Annotated in this window: 14 protein-coding genes and 1 pseudogene; 3 read left to right on the forward strand and 12 right to left on the reverse strand. The window is 36.6% G+C overall.

Features of this window, described 5'->3' with window-relative positions:
* Positions 1-356: 356 nt before the first annotated feature.
* The 3 genes from I6E72_RS19415 to rph are packed head-to-tail and all read right to left on the reverse strand — an operon-like array spanning position 357 to position 2,170.
* Positions 357-737, reverse strand: coding sequence for a diacylglycerol kinase (locus tag I6E72_RS19415; RefSeq protein WP_007583384.1), 381 nt, complete (start codon positions 735-737; stop codon positions 357-359).
* 56 nt (positions 738-793) lie between these two features.
* Entirely contained in the window at positions 794-1,438 is a 645-nt protein-coding gene (pyrE, locus tag I6E72_RS19420; RefSeq protein ID WP_007583381.1) for an orotate phosphoribosyltransferase, read from the reverse strand.
* Positions 1,439-1,456: 18 nt separating this feature from the next.
* Positions 1,457-2,170, reverse strand: a complete 714-nt coding sequence (gene rph / locus I6E72_RS19425) for a ribonuclease PH (RefSeq protein WP_002958890.1) — start codon at positions 2,168-2,170, stop codon at positions 1,457-1,459.
* 179 nt (positions 2,171-2,349) lie between these two features.
* On the opposite strand from rph, the gene I6E72_RS19430 reads away from it, so the two are divergent.
* The 3 genes from I6E72_RS19430 (at position 2,350) to I6E72_RS19440 (ending at position 5,224) form a co-directional block, all read left to right on the forward strand.
* The gene (locus tag I6E72_RS19430) at positions 2,350-3,210 is read left to right on the forward strand and encodes a YicC/YloC family endoribonuclease (RefSeq protein ID WP_002958889.1); all 861 of its coding nucleotides are present in this window, start codon (positions 2,350-2,352) and stop codon (positions 3,208-3,210) included.
* A 524-nt stretch (positions 3,211-3,734) separates the two neighbouring features.
* The gene (locus tag I6E72_RS19435; protein ID WP_024609406.1) at positions 3,735-3,992 is read left to right on the forward strand and encodes a helix-turn-helix transcriptional regulator; all 258 of its coding nucleotides are present in this window, start codon (positions 3,735-3,737) and stop codon (positions 3,990-3,992) included.
* Entirely contained in the window at positions 3,992-5,224 is a 1,233-nt protein-coding gene (locus tag I6E72_RS19440) for a type II toxin-antitoxin system HipA family toxin (RefSeq protein ID WP_197113867.1), read from the forward strand. Before I6E72_RS19435 ends, I6E72_RS19440 begins: the two co-directional genes overlap by 1 nt.
* Positions 5,225-5,464: 240 nt before the next feature.
* Here I6E72_RS19440 and I6E72_RS19445 read toward each other — a convergent pair whose 3' ends face one another.
* From I6E72_RS19445 to I6E72_RS19485, 9 genes and pseudogenes are all read right to left on the reverse strand, one after another.
* Entirely contained in the window at positions 5,465-6,778 is a 1,314-nt protein-coding gene (locus tag I6E72_RS19445; RefSeq protein ID WP_197113870.1) for an HNH endonuclease domain-containing protein, read from the reverse strand.
* Positions 6,779-8,626, reverse strand: coding sequence for an AAA family ATPase (locus tag I6E72_RS19450; protein ID WP_197113872.1), 1,848 nt, complete (start codon positions 8,624-8,626; stop codon positions 6,779-6,781). It lies immediately after the preceding gene.
* Complete coding sequence (locus tag I6E72_RS19455; RefSeq protein ID WP_197113874.1) at positions 8,626-11,601, reverse strand: type I restriction endonuclease subunit R; 2,976 nt, start codon at positions 11,599-11,601, stop codon at positions 8,626-8,628. Before I6E72_RS19455 ends, I6E72_RS19450 begins: the two co-directional genes overlap by 1 nt.
* A gap of 39 nt (positions 11,602-11,640) precedes the next feature.
* Positions 11,641-12,906 (reverse strand): restriction endonuclease subunit S, encoded by a 1,266-nt coding sequence (locus I6E72_RS19460; RefSeq protein WP_197113876.1) that lies wholly within the window; start codon positions 12,904-12,906, stop codon positions 11,641-11,643.
* A 2-nt stretch (positions 12,907-12,908) separates the two neighbouring features.
* Positions 12,909-14,495 carry a type I restriction-modification system subunit M gene (locus tag I6E72_RS19465; protein WP_197113878.1) on the reverse strand — a complete coding sequence of 529 codons (1,587 nt, stop codon included), beginning with the start codon at positions 14,493-14,495 and terminating at the stop codon, positions 12,909-12,911.
* A 69-nt stretch (positions 14,496-14,564) separates the two neighbouring features.
* A complete protein-coding gene (locus I6E72_RS19470) occupies positions 14,565-15,488 on the reverse strand; it encodes a restriction endonuclease (protein WP_197113880.1) in 924 nt (307 codons plus the stop codon).
* Between the two features lie 263 nt (positions 15,489-15,751).
* A complete protein-coding gene (locus I6E72_RS19475) occupies positions 15,752-16,339 on the reverse strand; it encodes a hypothetical protein (protein ID WP_197113882.1) in 588 nt (195 codons plus the stop codon).
* Positions 16,339-17,043, reverse strand: a complete 705-nt coding sequence (locus I6E72_RS19480; RefSeq protein ID WP_197113884.1) for an AHH domain-containing protein — start codon at positions 17,041-17,043, stop codon at positions 16,339-16,341. The genes I6E72_RS19475 and I6E72_RS19480 overlap by 1 nt, the downstream gene beginning before the upstream one ends.
* Before the next feature lie 618 nt (positions 17,044-17,661).
* Positions 17,662-17,732: pseudogene (locus I6E72_RS19485) on the reverse strand (elongation factor Tu); the annotation flags it as partial.

Raw genomic sequence — 17,732 nt, forward strand, 5'->3', positions numbered from 1 at the left:
ATTGCTTTATATTGTTAAAGAACGTTTTGAGTCGCTTTAGCGTCTCAAGGGATGCGAATAATACACCCTTTATTTTTCGAGTCAACACTTAGTTTTAAACTTTCTTTTGGAAGATTTAAAACCTAAGTTTTACTTAACACCCTGAGTTGTTCGTGCCTCGCTATGCGTTGGCGTTTCCCGTCTCAGTGGGGTCGCATTATAGGGAGATCCGAAAACAGATCAACCCTTTTTTGAAGAAAACTTGAAATAATGTGCTGTTCGCTGAGTATTTGAGCTAAACACGTTAAAAACACAACATAACTAGCAAATTATTAACAACTAAAGGTGTTTAAACTTCACTGATATTAAAAGTGAGCTTAAACGATCTTCATATAAAGACTTACACCCCATATGATCAATACGATCGTTAATGAAAGTGTTACGGCTGCAGATCCCATATCTTTGGCTCTACCTGACAATACATGCAATTCTGTACTTACTCGATCTGTTAATGCTTCAATGGCAGAGTTTAGCAATTCAACAATTAGAATAATAAGCAGTGAGCTAATTAGTATTGCCCAGTGTAATAATGATGAAGCAAGCCAAAATGAAGTGGGGAATAATATAAGGCTTAGTAATAGCTCTTGTCTAAATGCAGCTTCTTCTTTAAATGCTGCTTTAAAGCCAAGATAGGAGCAATAGGTTGCTTTGAAAACGCGTTTGAGGCCTAAGCCATTTGGTTTTAATACATCTTTCATTAATAAACTCTATGAATGAAGGTCAAAATAAAGCCCCGCACTGCGAGGCTTTTTATTTATGCTACGCCGTATTGATCACGGTAAGCTTTAACTGAGGCTAAATGCTCGCCCATCGTTCCTTGGTTTTCAAGGTAACTAATAAGGTCTGCTAATTTTACAATAGAAATTACTTTGGTATTAAAGTCGCGTTCAACTTCTTGAATAGCTGATAACTCGGCTTTACCTTTTTCTTGGCGATCTAATGCAATTAAAACACCACTAAGGTCTGCACCATTTTGTGCAATAATTTCCATGGACTCACGAATAGCGGTACCTGCGGTAATTACATCATCAACTAGCATTATTTTGCCATTGAGTTCTGAGCCTACTAATGTACCACCTTCACCGTGTGCTTTTTTCTCTTTACGGTTAAAACAGTACGGTACATCTTTATCATGGTGATCTGCTAATGCAACTGCCGTCGTTGTTGCTATTGGGATACCCTTATACGCGGGACCAAATAGTACATCGTACTCTATCGCTGAATCTTCTAATGCTGATGCATAAAAACGACCTAAACGTGCTAAGTCACGACCTGTATTAAACAAACCGGCATTAAAAAAGTAAGGACTTATGCGCCCTGACTTTAAAGTAAACTCACCAAATTTTAATACCTGCTTCTCTAGAGCAAATTCTATAAACTCTTTTTGATAATCTTTCATATCTAGTGGCCTACCTATTTATGCTAATGCTTGCTTTTGTACGTCAATGATCTCACGAATAGAATGTTTAGCTAAAGTAAGTAACTCATCTAGCTCATCAAACGAGAAAGGTTCGCCTTCGGCTGTGCCTTGAATTTCTATAATTTTACCTGTTTCGGTTAAAATTACATTCATATCAGTTTCTGCTGCTGAATCTTCAATATATTCTAAATCGCTAATTGCTTGGCCTTTGTATATACCTACTGAAATAGCTGCAATCATATGTTTAAGTGGGTTTGAATTAATCATACCCTTGGCACGCATATGCGTTAGCGCATCAACAAGTGCAACACATGCACCACTTATAGAAGCAGTACGTGTACCGCCATCTGCTTGGATTACATCACAGTCGATAGTGATTGTGTTTTCGCCAAGTGCTTTTAAATCAACAGCAGCACGAAGTGCACGTGCAATTAAACGTTGAATTTCCATAGTACGACCGCCCTGCTTACCACGTGCAGCTTCTCGAGCATTACGCGTATGCGTTGCTCGCGGTAACATACCGTATTCAGCATTGATCCAACCTTTACCCTGACCTTTCATGAAACGAGGAACGCCCGATTCGACAGTAGCTGTACAAAGTACTTTGGTGTTACCAAACTCAACAAGTACTGAGCCTTCAGCATGCAAAGTATAATTACGTGTAAATGTAACAGGTCTAATTTGGTTAGGTGTTCTTTCGCTTGGACGCATTGACGATCCCCTTAATTCAGAATTTGCGACATTATAAGTGTATGTGGGTATAGATACCATGCTGATTTAAATAAATAGCTGTATGCAAAATATTCAGTGTATTAAATTTTCCCTAGAGCTTAAGCGGTGTTACGGTATAATCATCGTAATATTGTATTTATAAATTTAGGAAAATATCCATGATCCACAGTATGACAGCTTATGCGCGTCGCGAAATAAAAGGCGATTGGGGAACTGGCACTTGGGAAGTTCGTTCAGTGAACCAGCGTTACCTTGAAACATTTATTCGCGCACCAGAGCAATTTCGTGGCATGGAGCCAGTTATTCGTGAGCGTTTACGCAAACACTTACAACGCGGTAAAGTTGAGGTTTTTTTAAAGTTTGTAGCAAATCCTGCCCATGTTGGTGAGCTATCAATTAACCAAGCCCTTGCTGAGCAACTTATAAATAGCGCGAAATGGGTTCAACAGCAAAGTAATGGCGACATTAATCCTGTTGATATATTACGTTGGCCTGGTGTTATGGAAGCTGAAGAACTTGATATGGATAGCGTTAATACAGCACTAATTGCTGGTCTTGATCAAGTAATCGAAGATTTTAAATCAGCTCGTGGCGATGAAGGTGCAAACCTTGAAGAAATGATAGCAATCCGCCTTGATGCGATTTTAGAGCAAGTAGAAATTGTAGAAACGCACATGCCTGAGATTGCTAAATGGCAGCGTGAAAAACTGGCTCAAAAGCTAGAAGACTTAACAGCAAACATTGACGAGTCACGCCTTGAACAAGAACTTATTTACCTTGCGCAAAAACAAGATGTGGCTGAAGAATTAGATCGCTTAAAGTCTCACGTTAAAGAAACTAAAAAAATCCTTAAAAAAGGAGGCGCATGTGGTCGCCGCTTAGATTTTATGATGCAAGAATTTAATCGTGAAGCTAACACGCTAGCATCTAAATCTATCAATAGTGACATCACTACTGCAGCCGTAGAGCTAAAAGTACTAATTGAACAAATGCGTGAGCAAATTCAGAATATAGAATAGTGTTTTAGCCTGTTTCAACTTGTTTATAACTTATTAATAAGCCTAGCTTTTTCTAGGCTTTTTGTTTTCTACCGTTCATACTAGCCCCCTATTGTACGTGTCCAAGTGGTTACCAAACTACTTGGTAACCACTTTTAAAATCCTTGATAGCCATTTTATATAACTCAATGAATGTAAAAGAAACCAAAACAAAAAATTAAAAATGGTATAGATCCACTTGCCGAAAGAGTAAGGCAGGGACAGACATTATTATAACAATGAATGACCTATTTAATGACTGGTTTAAAGATAAAAGTAAAGAAGCAAAAAAACAGTTTTTACCTATTAATAAAGCCTTTAAGTTTAATTGCTAGCTACCCGTCAACGGTTGTCGGTTTGGTTTTTAAGTTAAAACAAAGCTAAACCGTCTTATATAAATAATGCAATGCCTGTGAAATATTGATAATTTTTATTAGCTATATAGCTAATATAGGAGTTATATACTAATATATTAGCCATATAACTAACATTCAATAAGTGAATATATGTCGAGTAGAGCAGATATTGGCAAACAAATAAGTACTAGCAGGAAAGCTTTAGGCTACACGCAACAAAAGCTATCAGAGATCGCGGGAATTAATAAAACAACGATTTCCGAGATTGAGAACGGTCGCTTTACTGGTTCATTCGATATATTTGAGCGGCTGCTTGATGCAGTTGATTTACAATTTGAAGTTACCTCAAAACAACACTCTCTACCAGACTGGGATACCATCGAAGATATATTCTCGGAGGATGACTAATGAGTGGCACACCACAGCTTCCAAATAAAATTACAAATATAACAGTATGCACTGACTATTCTGAAGTTGGCGTATTAACACATGGCTCAGTACATCACTACCAGCCAACACAAGAAAACCTACACGTGTCACTGACTATGACTAAAAAAGGCATGGATGGCTACTCATCGGGTTCTCTTCACCCTATATTTTCACAAAACTTGCCAGAGGGCTTTAACCGTCGATTCATTGCAGAAAAACTAGCGAGATACGCCAAAGTAAACGACATGTATTTACTTGCTTTACAGAGCGCACAAGGCATTGGCATGCTTTCATATAAAAGTGAGCTTACTTTACCAGAGGCTGAGCCTGTATCTTTAAGCGATATTTTAACTTATAACAGCAATGCACCACTTTTCCCTCAGTTATTAGAAAAGTACTACCTACAAAACTCGTTGGCAGGCGTACAACCTAAAGTAAGCATTCCTAATGCCTCAACCATTAAAACCGATAGAACAATTCCGCAGAAAGATTTAATAGTGAAGTCATTCGATAACGAGTTTCCATTACTTACGGTAAACGAGTTTGTGTGTATGGAAGCAGCTCGCCATTGCGGACTTGAGCCACCAAAGACATACTTATCTGAAAATTTAGAAACGTTCGTTGTTGAACGCTTTGATAAAACAAGTGACGGAACTAAGCTCGGTTATGAAGATTTCACAACCTTACTAAAAAAAACTAACGACCCCGACGCTAAATACACTGGCAGCTACGAAACCTTACTCAAAGCTACTTATATATATACAAACAGCCAAGCCGAAGTAGAAAGGATGTACAAGTACATTGTATTTACCTGCTTAATTGGTAACGGCGATGCCCATCTAAAAAACTTTGCCTTGCAATATACACCTGATATGAAAAACATATATCTCTCACCACCGTTTGATATAACACACACAAAAATATACGAAACCATCGATAATAAAATGGCACTCAAATTGGCTAACAGCAAAGAATTTCCAGACGTGTCGTATTTACTAAAGTTGGCTGAGGGCACTCACTTTAAAATTAGAAAAGCCAAAGAGATAATAGAATCTCTCAGCGACGGTATTATTGACTACCTTAAACACTCTAACGAAGTACAGCTACTTGATGGATTACGTGCATCAATTGAAAGCTCAGTATCAAATACAATGACGCCTAGCTATTCAACTAAAAGCTACCGCCACGACAGAATTAAAAAGTTTGAGTAGCGGCAGTGCTCTTTAATTACTTTACGCAGCATCAATAAACATGAGTAAGGTTTGTGTAGCTACATGAACCGTCAACCGTTGACGGCTTGCACGAAGCACTACTACAGCCCTTTAAAACCCTGCCATAAACGTATCTACAAAACATTTAAATCTATCGGTAATAATGGGCAGTACTTTTTTGCGTTGTAAAAAGCTAGGTTTGGTTTTGTAGATACTAAGAAATTAACCTTTAGGCTATATTTAATCCTCAATAATCCAACTATCTATAATATCAGTCAATAAATCTTGCTTTAGTTTGCCTAAGGCATGATGCTCTGGATAATTAGAAACTATCGCTTTTATCAATTCTTTTTGAAGCTGCTCCGTATCATCTTCAATTAAGTTAGCAATCGACTCAATAGCACTTTGAGGATAATACTTTACTAAATCTAAAGTTCGCTCAATATCTCTAGAATGTTTTGCGTAATAGCCTTGCATATGTGGGGATGGATGTTGAAATCTTGCTAACTTATATAAAGCTAAAGAGTTTTTGATTTTTTTATTTTGCAATGCTGAGTCAGTTAATTTAATTTTTTGATACATTGTTGAATCATTACTCATGAAATAAGCGGTTAAATCACCGGGCTGTACTGATTCGAATATCGTAATATGCTCTACATTATCTTCAGGTATGTGCGGATGCAGTAAACTAAAATCCAATATTCCTTGCTCCCAATCAAGTACACTTTCATCCGACTTACTATGATTACAGCTATGACAAACAGGGATTAAATTAAATAGAGATACAGCAAAAAAAGGAAATATAGACTTAGGTAAAAAATGATCTAACTCAGGGCGACCTTTAAATTCATTACCCTCAAAAACAGTGTGTGTATAATTACGATTGCAATAAGGACAGAGCGTATTCTCTGTACTTTTAGTAATTTCATAGGCTCCCCAACCATCAAAACTTCCAATAAGCTTGTCATATTTAAACTTATCCATACAAAAATATAGAAATGTTTTAAACTCGATGTCTATTCCTATACAAGCAAGATCTAACTCCATTCTGGGATTAGCTCGGTGAGCAGCTGGACCATCGGCAACGAAGTGCTTACGTAGCAAACTGTAATTCAATTCACCATTAATTAGGTAAAAATCCAGCAGCCCCAGCTCTTCTAGTTTTTCAGAGATAGCATCTCTATTAACCCCAACTCTCTTATCTTTACTAATAAAACTTGTTAGCTGATTTATAGCAGAGCTCTTAAATAATAAAGACACCTCCTTTATTGTTCCACTTTTTTTAACTGTTTTCCAAAAGTAAAATGCATCATGAAACAAAGAGTGGAAAACGACTGGAACCTGTTGTTTCATTAAATCAGTTAACTCAACTAACACCTCAAGTTGTTGTGGTGGAGAACTTAAAAACAGACGATTACCTTTGGTAAATAACCAAGCCATATATTGATTGTCAGGTAAAGGGTTTCCCTCAGAGAATATATCTAACTGCTCTATACACCAATCAAAATGTTTTCTGTTTACATTTTCTGAAGCTCTAAAGGTAATAGAAAACATTTATTCCTCATCCACTATGAAAAGAGCCTGCAAATCTTCTAATTTGTTTTTTAAATCAGGGTTTGACTGACTATATCTGACTAATTTAGTGATCATTGCAGAATCAACATTATTTTTCTGACTAAAAGAAACTAACCGTTTTTTTAATTCTTTTCTTAATAACCTATCACCAATATGTGAAACCAATAATTCCGCACCTAAAAGCTTATCTTCAAATGATGCATCAGGTAAAAAAGATTCAGACTTATGATCGTTAATAAAACCAACTAAACGTTCTATTTCAATTTTAGCAGCTTCACCAATCGTGCTCTCTAAAAAGAAGCTATCAGCTAACATTTCATGAATATTAGCCGCAAAACTATCATTGAGACTCCGATTATTCCCTAAAGCTAAAGCTTTTCCATCTAAAATGTCAGATAAAACAAAAGGGCTATGTGACGAAATAATTACTTGTGGCTCAACCTTTAATTCAAGGAAAAGAGAGCTCAGTAAATAAACTAAACACCTTTGCCATTCAGGATGAAAGGAGTTCTCGGGCTCATCCAATATAACCACGCTGTTAGGCTCTTGAATAAGGGCTAGTTTTATTTCATTAAAGAAATGTACTGCGGTTATTTCCCCCGAACTCAATCCATCTATTTTTATAGGTAACCCAGGGGCCTGAAATGCTCGTTTCAAATTAGGTAAATCGACCCAATCAGTTCCACAAATGAAGTCTATTCCATTACCATCGTCCACATTGGCTAATTCAATAAACAGATGGGGTCCATGTACATCATTAAATCCAGCCTCAAAGGAATCTATACTTAACTCAAATCCCTTAAGATGTAAGCTTAATTCATAGACCAATTTATCCCAGCCCTGTCTTTCAATATATTTATTGATATCTTTTTCGAAAGACTGAAATACCTTAAACCGTGTTAATAATATCTTTAAACAAATCATCAAACCATCTAAGTGAGGAACGATCGACTTTTTTATATCAGACTGAACCGCACTTACTGAAATTAAGAATAAATAAATTAAAATAAAGTCATCTTTTGTTAAATTATTTTTCCTTGATATATACAGAATAAATTCATTATAAAGTTTCACATAAGAAGTATTTTTACTGAACCCTTCAAACTCAAAATGCAAATCCACATTTTCGGTAATATTTTCTTTAAAATCACTATAAAGAAACAACAATCGTGAAAACTTATTTTCTGAAATATATGCAAGCTTTGAGATATCTGTCAGATCTTTTGCACTATCAGAAAATCTTTTGGCAAGTTCACTGTCACTTACACCTGTAATGAGCTTTTTAAAAGGGTTTGAAGATATTTTTAAGCTTGTGAGACCTGTAGAAGATGACGTACCAGCGGCAACATCACTCAGTGGATGATATAAAACAGTTTGACCAAAAGGCTTTGCCAGCTCTCGGGGTATAAAGGCCAGATCCTGTATCCCATTATTTTTAAGGGAATAGCTCGTATAACTGGGTGATAATAAGTAAAATTGGCTTCCTTGATTAGTCATTTGTTCTAAAATACAAAAACTATTTGCACCTACCTGACCCATTTCTTTTGGAAAAAAACCTGTCGTATAGATATAACTAATTAATTCGATTAAGTTTGACTTACCCGTACCATTTTTACCTATTAGGGCAGTAAAAAAATCTAAATGCCTAACAGGATTTTTTAATTGAGTACTGTATTGAAAAAAGTCAGTATGCTCAATGCTTATTTCTTTATCATTTCTTTTAACATCATAATTTAGTGAGAAGTGCAGGCTTTTATCTATAATGTTTTTATATTCTTCAACCCATAAATAAACGAGTTTAAATTGTCCGTCAGCTATTAACTCCATCACATACCACCATAAAACGTATTAAAAAAGCCTTTTAGCTTCTCAGCTAGCCTTGGTATTACTTTCTTGCGTTGCAGCACGCTTGGGGGCTTTTCCATTGTTGCTACTATGTCTTCACGCAATGGTTCTTGGTTGCTGAATATCATGCGTTCAACAAGTTCTTTTACGTTTTCAGGTATCAAGTGTTCTTCTTCAGCCATTACTTGGGTGGCTTTTTCTTTTTCAACTTCCCAATAGGCGGCAAAGGCATCGTCAACTTCTTCGGCTGATTGTACATCTGGCAGGTTTTCTTGAATGAATTTATCAATCAGCTCTTGCTTACTCCGCAGTTCAGGATCACCACCAATGGTTTGCATTAGTGCTTTATACTGCTGCTGGTACTCTTCATCAGAGTCAGATTGTTTAAGTTTGCTAAGTAGCTTTAAGATGTAAGCAACATTCACTTCATCCATAGCTAACAGCTCAAGTTCAAAGTCAATCTCTTCTAATATCGACTCTTTTTCAGGGGCGGTATTGGTTTTAACCTTGTCGTATAAATCGAGGTACTTACTTTTATAGTCTTCATATTCTTGTTCTTGAATAAAAACATCATCAAACTTAAAGTCAGCAAACGTTGAAAGCACATTACGTAAACGCATTAACTCCCTGAACGCTTTAATAAACTCAAGTTCTGCGTTTTCATCTTCAAGGCTATCAACACTCGCCGTATCAGGTGCGATGGTTTGCATTTGGTCTAACGCTTGATTAAACATCTTAATGAATTCTTCATACGGCGGCATGATCACCGTATCTTTAGCATCCTTATTCGAAAATAGCGCTAAAGCATCATCTGTGCGCTTTTTCAGATTACGGAAGCTAATGATGTTACCTTGAGATTTTTGCTCGTTTAAAATGCGATTGGTGCGTGAATAAGCTTGAATTAACCCGTGATACTTAAGGCTCTTATCAACATACAGGGTATTTAAGGTTTTACTATCAAACCCGGTTAAAAACATATTTACCACAAGCAAGATATCTATTTTGCGTTCACGGACCTTTTTCGAAATATCGTTGTAGTAGTTGTAATAAGACTCGCTATCTTTGGTGGTATAACTGCTACCAAACATTTTATTGTAGTCACCAATAAACTCTTCAAGCCTGTCTCTGCTATGACTATAGACCGCTTGGGGCTCTGCAACTTTATCTAATACAACTTTATCTAATACAACTTCATCTAAGCCATCAGCATATGGGTCTTCTTCGTTAGCGGCATATGAGAAAATAGTGGCAATTTTAAGGTTGTGTTTACCTTCCGATTTTTTCTGAGCAAATAGCTCGTAATACTTAATTAATGCAGGCACGCTTGAAACACAAAACATGCCGGTAAAGGCTTTACTGTGTGTTTTACGATTATGTTGAACAATAATGTAATCGGTTATTTTTTCTAACCTAACGTCAGATTCCATTAGCTCTTTGGTGTCGATACCTTCAACATCAATATCAACTTCATTGGCACTATCTTTTTTCTTGTAACGACCCACATACTCAACATTAAACTTAAGTACGTTTTCGTCTTTAATTGCATCAACAATGGTGTATTTGTGTAACGGCTTATGGAACAAGTCACTGGTGGTATATTTACGAGAAAATTTAGACACCGCATTCTCAGCAAAAATAGGCGTACCGGTAAAACCAAACATTTGATGATTAGTAAAAAACTGACTAATACGTTGATGAGTATCACCAAACTGACTACGGTGACATTCATCAAAAATAAACACCACGTTTTTGTCTTTTACTAGCTCCATGCGACTTGAATAACGTTTATTACTAATGGCGTTATTAAGCTTTTGAATGGTAGTAACAATTAGCTTTTCATTACGGCGAGTATTAACCTTACCGCCTTTCGCTTTAGTTGAGGACTGCTGCTCACCATCTTTCTCAAGGTAATACACATTTTTACCAGTAAACTGGTCAACTAACACTTTGGTTTTGTCTGTACCGTCTACACAGCCTTTAATGAAGCTATTAAACTCTTTGGCTGTTTGATAATCCAAATCTTTACGATCAACTACAAACACTACTTTATGAATGGCGCTATCACCGGTAAGTAACTGGGCGGTTTTAAATGAGGTAAGTGTTTTACCAGAGCCTGTAGTATGCCAAATATAGCCATTTTGTTTTTCAATTGATTGGTTATTAGTTTTTAACTGTTCACGCTCTGCTACCCGGTCAATAATCGCTTCAGTGGCATATATTTGATAAGGGCGCATCACCATTAATATGCGATCGGTTTCGTTCAGTACCACGTATTTAGTGATTATGTCGGTTAAGTGTTTAGGGGTTAAAAACACCTTAACGAATTGGTTTAACTCGGTATAACGGTCGTTATTTTCTTTTGCCCAGAAGAAGGTTTGTTTAAAGCTTTGTTTGCGGTTATTGGCGTAATACTTAGTATTCACACCATTAGAGATAACAAACACCTGCACATACTGAAACAAGCCATCTTCAGCCCAATAAGAATGACGCTGATATCGATTAATTTGATTAAACGCTTCTTTAAGCTCTAAGCCACGGCGCTTCAATTCTATTTGCACTAGTGGCAAGCCGTTAACCAATATTGTTACGTCATAGCGGTTTTTATAACGGCCTTCTACGGTAACTTGTTGCGTTACCTGAAAATGGTTTTTATCAACATAGCTATCAATAAAACGGATATACCCAGCGGTGCCATCGTCTTTATTTATTTGCAGCCTATCACGCAGTATTTTTGCTTTATCAAAAACATTGCCTTTCCCTAAAGCATTACGTATTTGCTTGAGCTCATTATCACTTATTCCAAAGCCATTAAGCTTTGAAAGCTGCTTCTTTAAATTAGCCCTAAGCGATTCAATATCGGTAATATTGACCTTTTCAAACTGCGGCTTACCAGCAACTTTTTTAGTAAGCTGGGCAACTAAGTTATCTTCTAATTCTTGTTCTGACTGATAGGCCACATTAACTTCCTTTTCTCTTTAGGCATAATCAATTTATTCCTATACAAACATCTGTTGTAACAAACCTTTTTTGAAGGTTTCAGTTAGCTTTACTTGTTCATTTACCGCATTAATTTTTTCATCTAACGCACCTAAAAACTCTGCAATTTTTTCTTGTTCTTTTTTGCTTGGCATTTGAACTTTAATATCTTGAAAGAATTCAGTAACACTTACATTGAGTAAACCGTGGTTTCTTGCTCCTTCTTGGGCAATTTTATTAATTTCACGATTTAAATTACCCGCTTCAAAATATTGTTCCCAAAATTCATCATACTGCTCACCATGGGTTTTAAAGCAAATATATAAGGTTGAAACCACCCCTTTATCATAATTATTTAAGCGCTTAATTGCGCCCATTGGGTAGCCTTTCGAATAACTTTTATTATATGCAAACTCACCTTTTTCAAGTAAGCAATAGCCTGTCACATTTTTTGCTGAAACCGATTTATTAAAGTACTTTTCTTGGTTGATCAAACCTCGTTGCGCTGAAATGGTTAATACATTCTGATTATCTTCTTTGTTTTTACGAGTAACACGCTCAAACACTTTATCAAAGCTGGTTTCTTGCCAATCAGGAAAAGCGTTACTGTATCCACCTTTAAAACGGATTTCTTGCTTGAATAGCTTTTGCATCACGCCTTTTTTATATTGAGTAAGCAAAGCATGTTTTTCTTTTAGTAAATTGATTTTGTTATCTACTGAAGAGAGGAAGTCTGCAATTTTTTGTTGCTCATTAATGTCTGTAATTTGAATCTTTATTTGAGCCTGCTCTGTTATTCCAACGTATGGACGAGTTCCGCTTGATGCCGCTATATTCAGAGCTTTTTTAAAATTGGGAGATTCAAAACAATATCGCAAATATTTATTGTGGAGTTTTTTGCAATCTAAAACCCTATAGTATGTGACTTGTGGAGTAAGCATAATGTAGTCAGGTACTCCATCAGGAACGATAGCGGTATTCCCCACTGTACCTTTGTGGGTCAACAATACATCCCCTGAATATGAAAAGCCTTTCCTAAGGCCACCTGCCTGCTCTTTAGTAATCTTACTGCTTCTAATGAAATCAATTTCACCATCAATGACATTATTTGCCATAATAAAAGGTATACCTGATTCTACGTAGTCACTAGATTTAGGATGAATTTCTCCATGATTCCCATCCATTGGTTTATCAAGAATACCGTGGCTGACTAATTCAGCGATTTTAGGAGTTGACCAATTATCATTGAATGATTTGAACCTTAGCCTTGGTGATATAGTTTCCATGATTATTGATTCCTAATTACTGGAGAGTCAATTTTCAATTCCATACAAAACTTATTAATTAGATCGTCAACCTGCTTTTCAGCAGCTTTAACATTCTCAAGGCTTTTACTAACCGCATCTAACTCTACTTCGTCTTCATCTTCAAATGTGTCAACGTAGCGAGGGATGTTGAGATTAAAATCATTCTCTTCAGCTATTTCTGTTAATAAGGCGGGATAAGCAAACTTATCTTTAAACTCTCGGGTTTCAATGGCCTGTAAAATAGCTTCTAAGTCTTCATCACGCATGTAATTTTGATTAGTGGCTTTACCGTAGCTCTGACTAGCATCTATAAACAAAATACTTTCGCTATGTTGGCGATTCTTCTTTAATACCAAAATACAGGTTGGGATTGATGTCCCGTAAAAAATGTTTGCGGGTAAGCCAATAACGGCATCAAGGTAATTTTTATCTTTTATTAAATGTTTGCGGATATGTCCTTCAGCAGCACCACGGAATAATACGCCATGTGGCAATACCACAGCCATAGTGCCATTTTCATCTAGCTGGTGAATCATGTGTTGAACAAAAGCAAAATCTGCTTTGCTCTTCGGAGCTAGCTTGCCGTAATCCTGAAAACGGTCATCAGTTAAAAAACCAGCTGATGCACTCCAATCGGCTGAAAATGGTGGGTTTGCTACTACGGCTTCAAAGCGCTTCTCAAGATGCTGTGGCTGCTCAAGAGTATCGTCTTGTTGAATATCAAAGTTACGGTAATGCATACCGTGTAAAATCATATTCATACGAGCTAGGTTATATGTAGTCGGATTTGATTCTTGCCCGTATATTTTTATATCTTTATAAGACTCTTGATCTTTATATTCATTTATGACTTTTAAAAGCAAGGAACCAGAACCACAGGTTGGATCGTAAACGCTACTAATTTTTTCTTTGCCTAATGTAACAATTTTTGCAAGCAACTTAGATACTGCTGGTGGCGTGTAGAATTCACCAGCCCCTTTGCCGGCACCAGAAGCAAACTTACCAATAAGATACTCGTAAGCATCTCCGAGTACATCAATGTCAGTTTCATGATGTAAAAAGTCAATATTATCAAGTCGCACTAGAATTTTAGTAACTAGTTCATTTTTCGCTTTTTCTGTTTTCCCTAACTTATTTGACGTTAAGTCTAGATCGTCGAAGAGCCCTGTAAAATCATCTTCAGAAGCAGTACCCATAGTACTTTGTTCTATATGATTCAGCACTTGAGTTAACCTCTCTATGATGAACTCCCCATTCAAACCCTTTTCAGCTAATACATGAAAAAGCTCACTCGGTTTCAAAAAGTAGCCAAGATGATCAATAGCTTCCTCTTTAACCGCATCGAGATACTCTTTCCCTTCGTCTGTATTTTCATCAATTGCGTCAAACTTGATGCTATCTTCTTTTAAAATATCATCTGCATACAAATCCATACGTTCAGACAAATATTTATAAAAAATAAATCCTAAAATAAAGTCCCTAAAGTCATCTGCACTCATATTGCCTCTTAATTTATTAGCAATATTCCAGAGTTGTTTTTCCAGCTCTTTTTTATGTTGTTCAACCATTTACTCTACTCTTAATTTTTTAGTTAGAGGTAAAACCTCTTTATTGCGACAGTAATGTATTCACGCTATCTAATCTTCTAAAAAGTAATCGCTATCAAGCGCTTTTACTTCAAATACCTGTTTGGTGCTAACGCCTAAATTATGGGTAAGCATTAGCTCTGTAAGTTGCTTTCCATCTACCAGCACAATGCGCTTTTCAATTAAGCCTACATATTCCAGTGCATCTTTACTAAAGCCGCTGGTGGTGATGAATACGCCCTTTTTAGCGCGGTGCATATCAAGCGCACCTGCAAAGGCTTGTATGTCTGGTCTACCCACTGTTTTATTGGTGTAGCGTTTGGCCTGTAAATATATCATTTCGAGGCCGAGTTTATCTTCTTTTATTACGCCATCAATGCCACCATCTTGAGTATACTGCGTAGCTTGCCCTGCATCTTTACGTGAGCCACCGTAGCCCATAGCTAGCATTAAATCGACTACAAGGTTTTCAAAAAATCCAGGGGAGGCCGAAAACACTGCCTGTAGTATTTCATCGCTCAGGTTTGTATTGAGTGTATCTACTGCGGCTTCTATAAGCTCTTCTGGTGTTTTGTGTGAGTTGCTATTAACTAAGCTGGTGGTGTTTTCGTCTAGTGAGTCGCTAGTGTCTTTAGTGCGGGTTTTAAAGTCTAAAAACTCAGGGTATTGGCTTAAGTACTGGTTATTGATTAGTTCGCCCGCTGCTAATGCTGATAAACCTTTTTGCGTAATTTTACAAAAGGCTCTTTTAGGCTGCTCAATTAAACCGGCTTTAACAAGGTAAGTTTTAGCCCAACTTAAGCGGTGGTAGGCATAAGTTTGCTTTCCACTATGAATACGCTGTTTAAGCTGCTCAGCCGATAAGCATAGCCTTTGATAAACGTTTGCTTCAATATCTTTAAGCTTTACAGTTTTGCCACTAGCTAAGCATTGCAGTAATGGGGTCATGAATGATTGGTAATCTGGTAATGACATACTATTCCCTGCCAAGCCGTATTAGTTAGTAACTATACAGCTAATCCATTGTTCTTATTAGTTGAGATAATATACAAATTAAGATTATGGGGCAAAGGTTATGTAAGCAGCTTTACTATGCTTTATAAACAATTACCCCCTCGCAGGGCACTGAGCTTACGGGTGGCGGGAGGGGTGTTGTTTTATAAAGAGTCTGAAAGTATTGTATTCACAATTAATGATTCTTTGGCTACTTAATATATTCGCCTTTGTGTTGAGCGATACTAAACAAACGGGTCTAATAAGTCTTCGTCAAATACTAAACCTTTAAGGTTGTTACTTTGGATAATATTTTTAAACTCATCAGTACAATAAACTTTTTGAGCACCTTCCAGCTTAGATTTAAATAGCAGTTTATTTTGTATATCGTCTTGCTCAAAGGTAAGTAACTCTAAACCGTCTTCGAAGCCATCTTCGTATTTGGTTAAACACATGTCTTTTTGCTCTTGCCCGAAGGTAAGCAAGTTAAACAATATCATGTTGTTGCCTTCAGCTTTAACGGGTAAAAACTCTCCAAAATTTGCTAAGCGCTCTTTTAACAACTCATATACTGGCATCTTCATTATTAAAAAATGACCTAGCCGCGATATGTCATAGTCTTGCTTTTTAGCTTTACCAAAATAGTCAAAATTTAACCCTTGAGGCCATAGATGACTAAATTCGATATTATGGCGTGCGGCCGACATAAACATCGTTAATATAGTGTCTGGCTCAAGGCCACTATGCTTTGAAAGTATTTTTGATAGTTCAACAATATTAAAGTCGATTACGTCGTATGTGTAAGCTTCGTTTTTGATTTGATATACAGTCATTATAAAGCCTTCCAGTTTTCATTTTTTGGTTCAAGTAAACCTGCAGGTACAGTACCCGTTTTTATTTTAACTTTAACGGTTCTCAGTCTATTCAAAAATAAAGCTTTAGGCGTAGCCGCATTACCAAAGTTAGTATTAATCCATGTCTCATAGTTATATCTGTGTAGCTTTCGATGAGGTGGCGAAGCTGGGCTATCCCAATTTTGCTCTTTATTTTTTTCAAAATTAATTAACCATACACCGTTGATTGGATCGTTAATACCAACTCCATGCAGATGAAGATTAAGCCTTGTTTGTAACATATTCGCTGATTGGTATTGCCCTGTGCCACAAATAATATGATGAGCCTCGTGCAGCTTAGTTGGTTTAGGTTCCCCTATTGCAGCCAAGTGACGAGCAAGCTTTTGTGTTGGGTGATGCTTTTCTTGTTTTAATTGTGTAACTGTAGAACTTGCACTTAGCTCACGGTATTCTTTTAAATCTGTTTGTAAGCGAGCGTGAGCTCTGATTCTCTCTTTCTCTTTTTGCAAATGATTAAAGTCACGAGCCATCTTATTTTTAAGCTCTTCACTCGTCGGCCCTTTTTGAGCTATTCGCTTGTTATGGAACTCTTTAGCTTTTAACTCATAGTTATAAATAGCCATTTCTAATGGTGAAGGATTTTGAGGTCTCTCGGGATGAGGATATGCGTGCAGCGGTTTCATAAAACACTCTTCCTTGATTATTTGATTATGATTGGGTGTATAATACAAAAACTAAACAGTTAATCAATTTTTATATCTGTTTTTCGGTACTGACTTACGCTTGCTTCTTCTTTTAGTAAAATAATCTCTATATTCAGACCCAAAATATTGAATAGTTTTCAGCTAATTATGACATATTCATAACTTATCGAAACCCGGGCTTGGCTCGGGTTTTTTATTAATACCAATAATAATATTTTGAATGTTTTTACCAAGCATCTTCATCTGATGTGAGATTCTCACCTTCAAATCACTCTTTATTTTAGGCATTAAAAAGCCCGAGACTAAGTTCGGGCTTTTTGGTAATAATTAGCTAGGCTAATAATTACGCTTTGAACGTTACTACAACGCACCTACGCCTAAAGTAAGAGCGCCACCTTCATATGACACTTTATTTTAGACATTAAAAAACCCGAGATTAAACTCAGTTATTAATAATTAGCTAGGTTAGTAATTACTCTACGATAGTTACTTTAGGCCGAAGGTAGGAACACCGCTTTTATATGACACTTTATTTTAGACATTAAAAAGCCCGAGACTAAGCTCGGGCTTTTTGGTAACAATTAGCTAGGCTAATAATTACGCTACGATAGTTGCTACAACACCAGCACCTACAGTACGACCACCTTCACGGATAGCAAAACGAAGAC

The organism is Pseudoalteromonas sp. NSLLW24, from assembly GCF_015864725.1.
Lineage (GTDB): Bacteria > Pseudomonadota > Gammaproteobacteria > Enterobacterales > Alteromonadaceae > Pseudoalteromonas > Pseudoalteromonas arctica.

Bases quoted from the DNA above. Each gene is read 5' to 3' on its own strand.
- I6E72_RS19415 (WP_007583384.1), bottom strand. From the start codon at position 737: ATGAAAGATGTATTAAAACCAAATGGCTTAGGCCTCAAACGCGTTTTC.
- pyrE (WP_007583381.1), bottom strand. From the start codon at position 1,438: ATGAAAGATTATCAAAAAGAGTTTATAGAATTTGCTCTAGAGAAGCAG.
- rph (WP_002958890.1), bottom strand. From the start codon at position 2,170: ATGCGTCCAAGCGAAAGAACACCTAACCAAATTAGACCTGTTACATTT.
- I6E72_RS19430 (WP_002958889.1), top strand. From the start codon at position 2,350: ATGATCCACAGTATGACAGCTTATGCGCGTCGCGAAATAAAAGGCGAT.
- I6E72_RS19435 (WP_024609406.1), top strand. From the start codon at position 3,735: ATGTCGAGTAGAGCAGATATTGGCAAACAAATAAGTACTAGCAGGAAA.
- I6E72_RS19440 (WP_197113867.1), top strand. From the start codon at position 3,992: ATGAGTGGCACACCACAGCTTCCAAATAAAATTACAAATATAACAGTA.
- I6E72_RS19445 (WP_197113870.1), bottom strand. From the start codon at position 6,778: ATGTTTTCTATTACCTTTAGAGCTTCAGAAAATGTAAACAGAAAACAT.
- I6E72_RS19450 (WP_197113872.1), bottom strand. From the start codon at position 8,626: ATGGAGTTAATAGCTGACGGACAATTTAAACTCGTTTATTTATGGGTT.
- I6E72_RS19460 (WP_197113876.1), bottom strand. From the start codon at position 12,906: ATGGAAACTATATCACCAAGGCTAAGGTTCAAATCATTCAATGATAAT.
- I6E72_RS19465 (WP_197113878.1), bottom strand. From the start codon at position 14,495: ATGGTTGAACAACATAAAAAAGAGCTGGAAAAACAACTCTGGAATATT.
- I6E72_RS19470 (WP_197113880.1), bottom strand. From the start codon at position 15,488: ATGTCATTACCAGATTACCAATCATTCATGACCCCATTACTGCAATGC.
- I6E72_RS19475 (WP_197113882.1), bottom strand. From the start codon at position 16,339: ATGACTGTATATCAAATCAAAAACGAAGCTTACACATACGACGTAATC.
- I6E72_RS19480 (WP_197113884.1), bottom strand. From the start codon at position 17,043: ATGAAACCGCTGCACGCATATCCTCATCCCGAGAGACCTCAAAATCCT.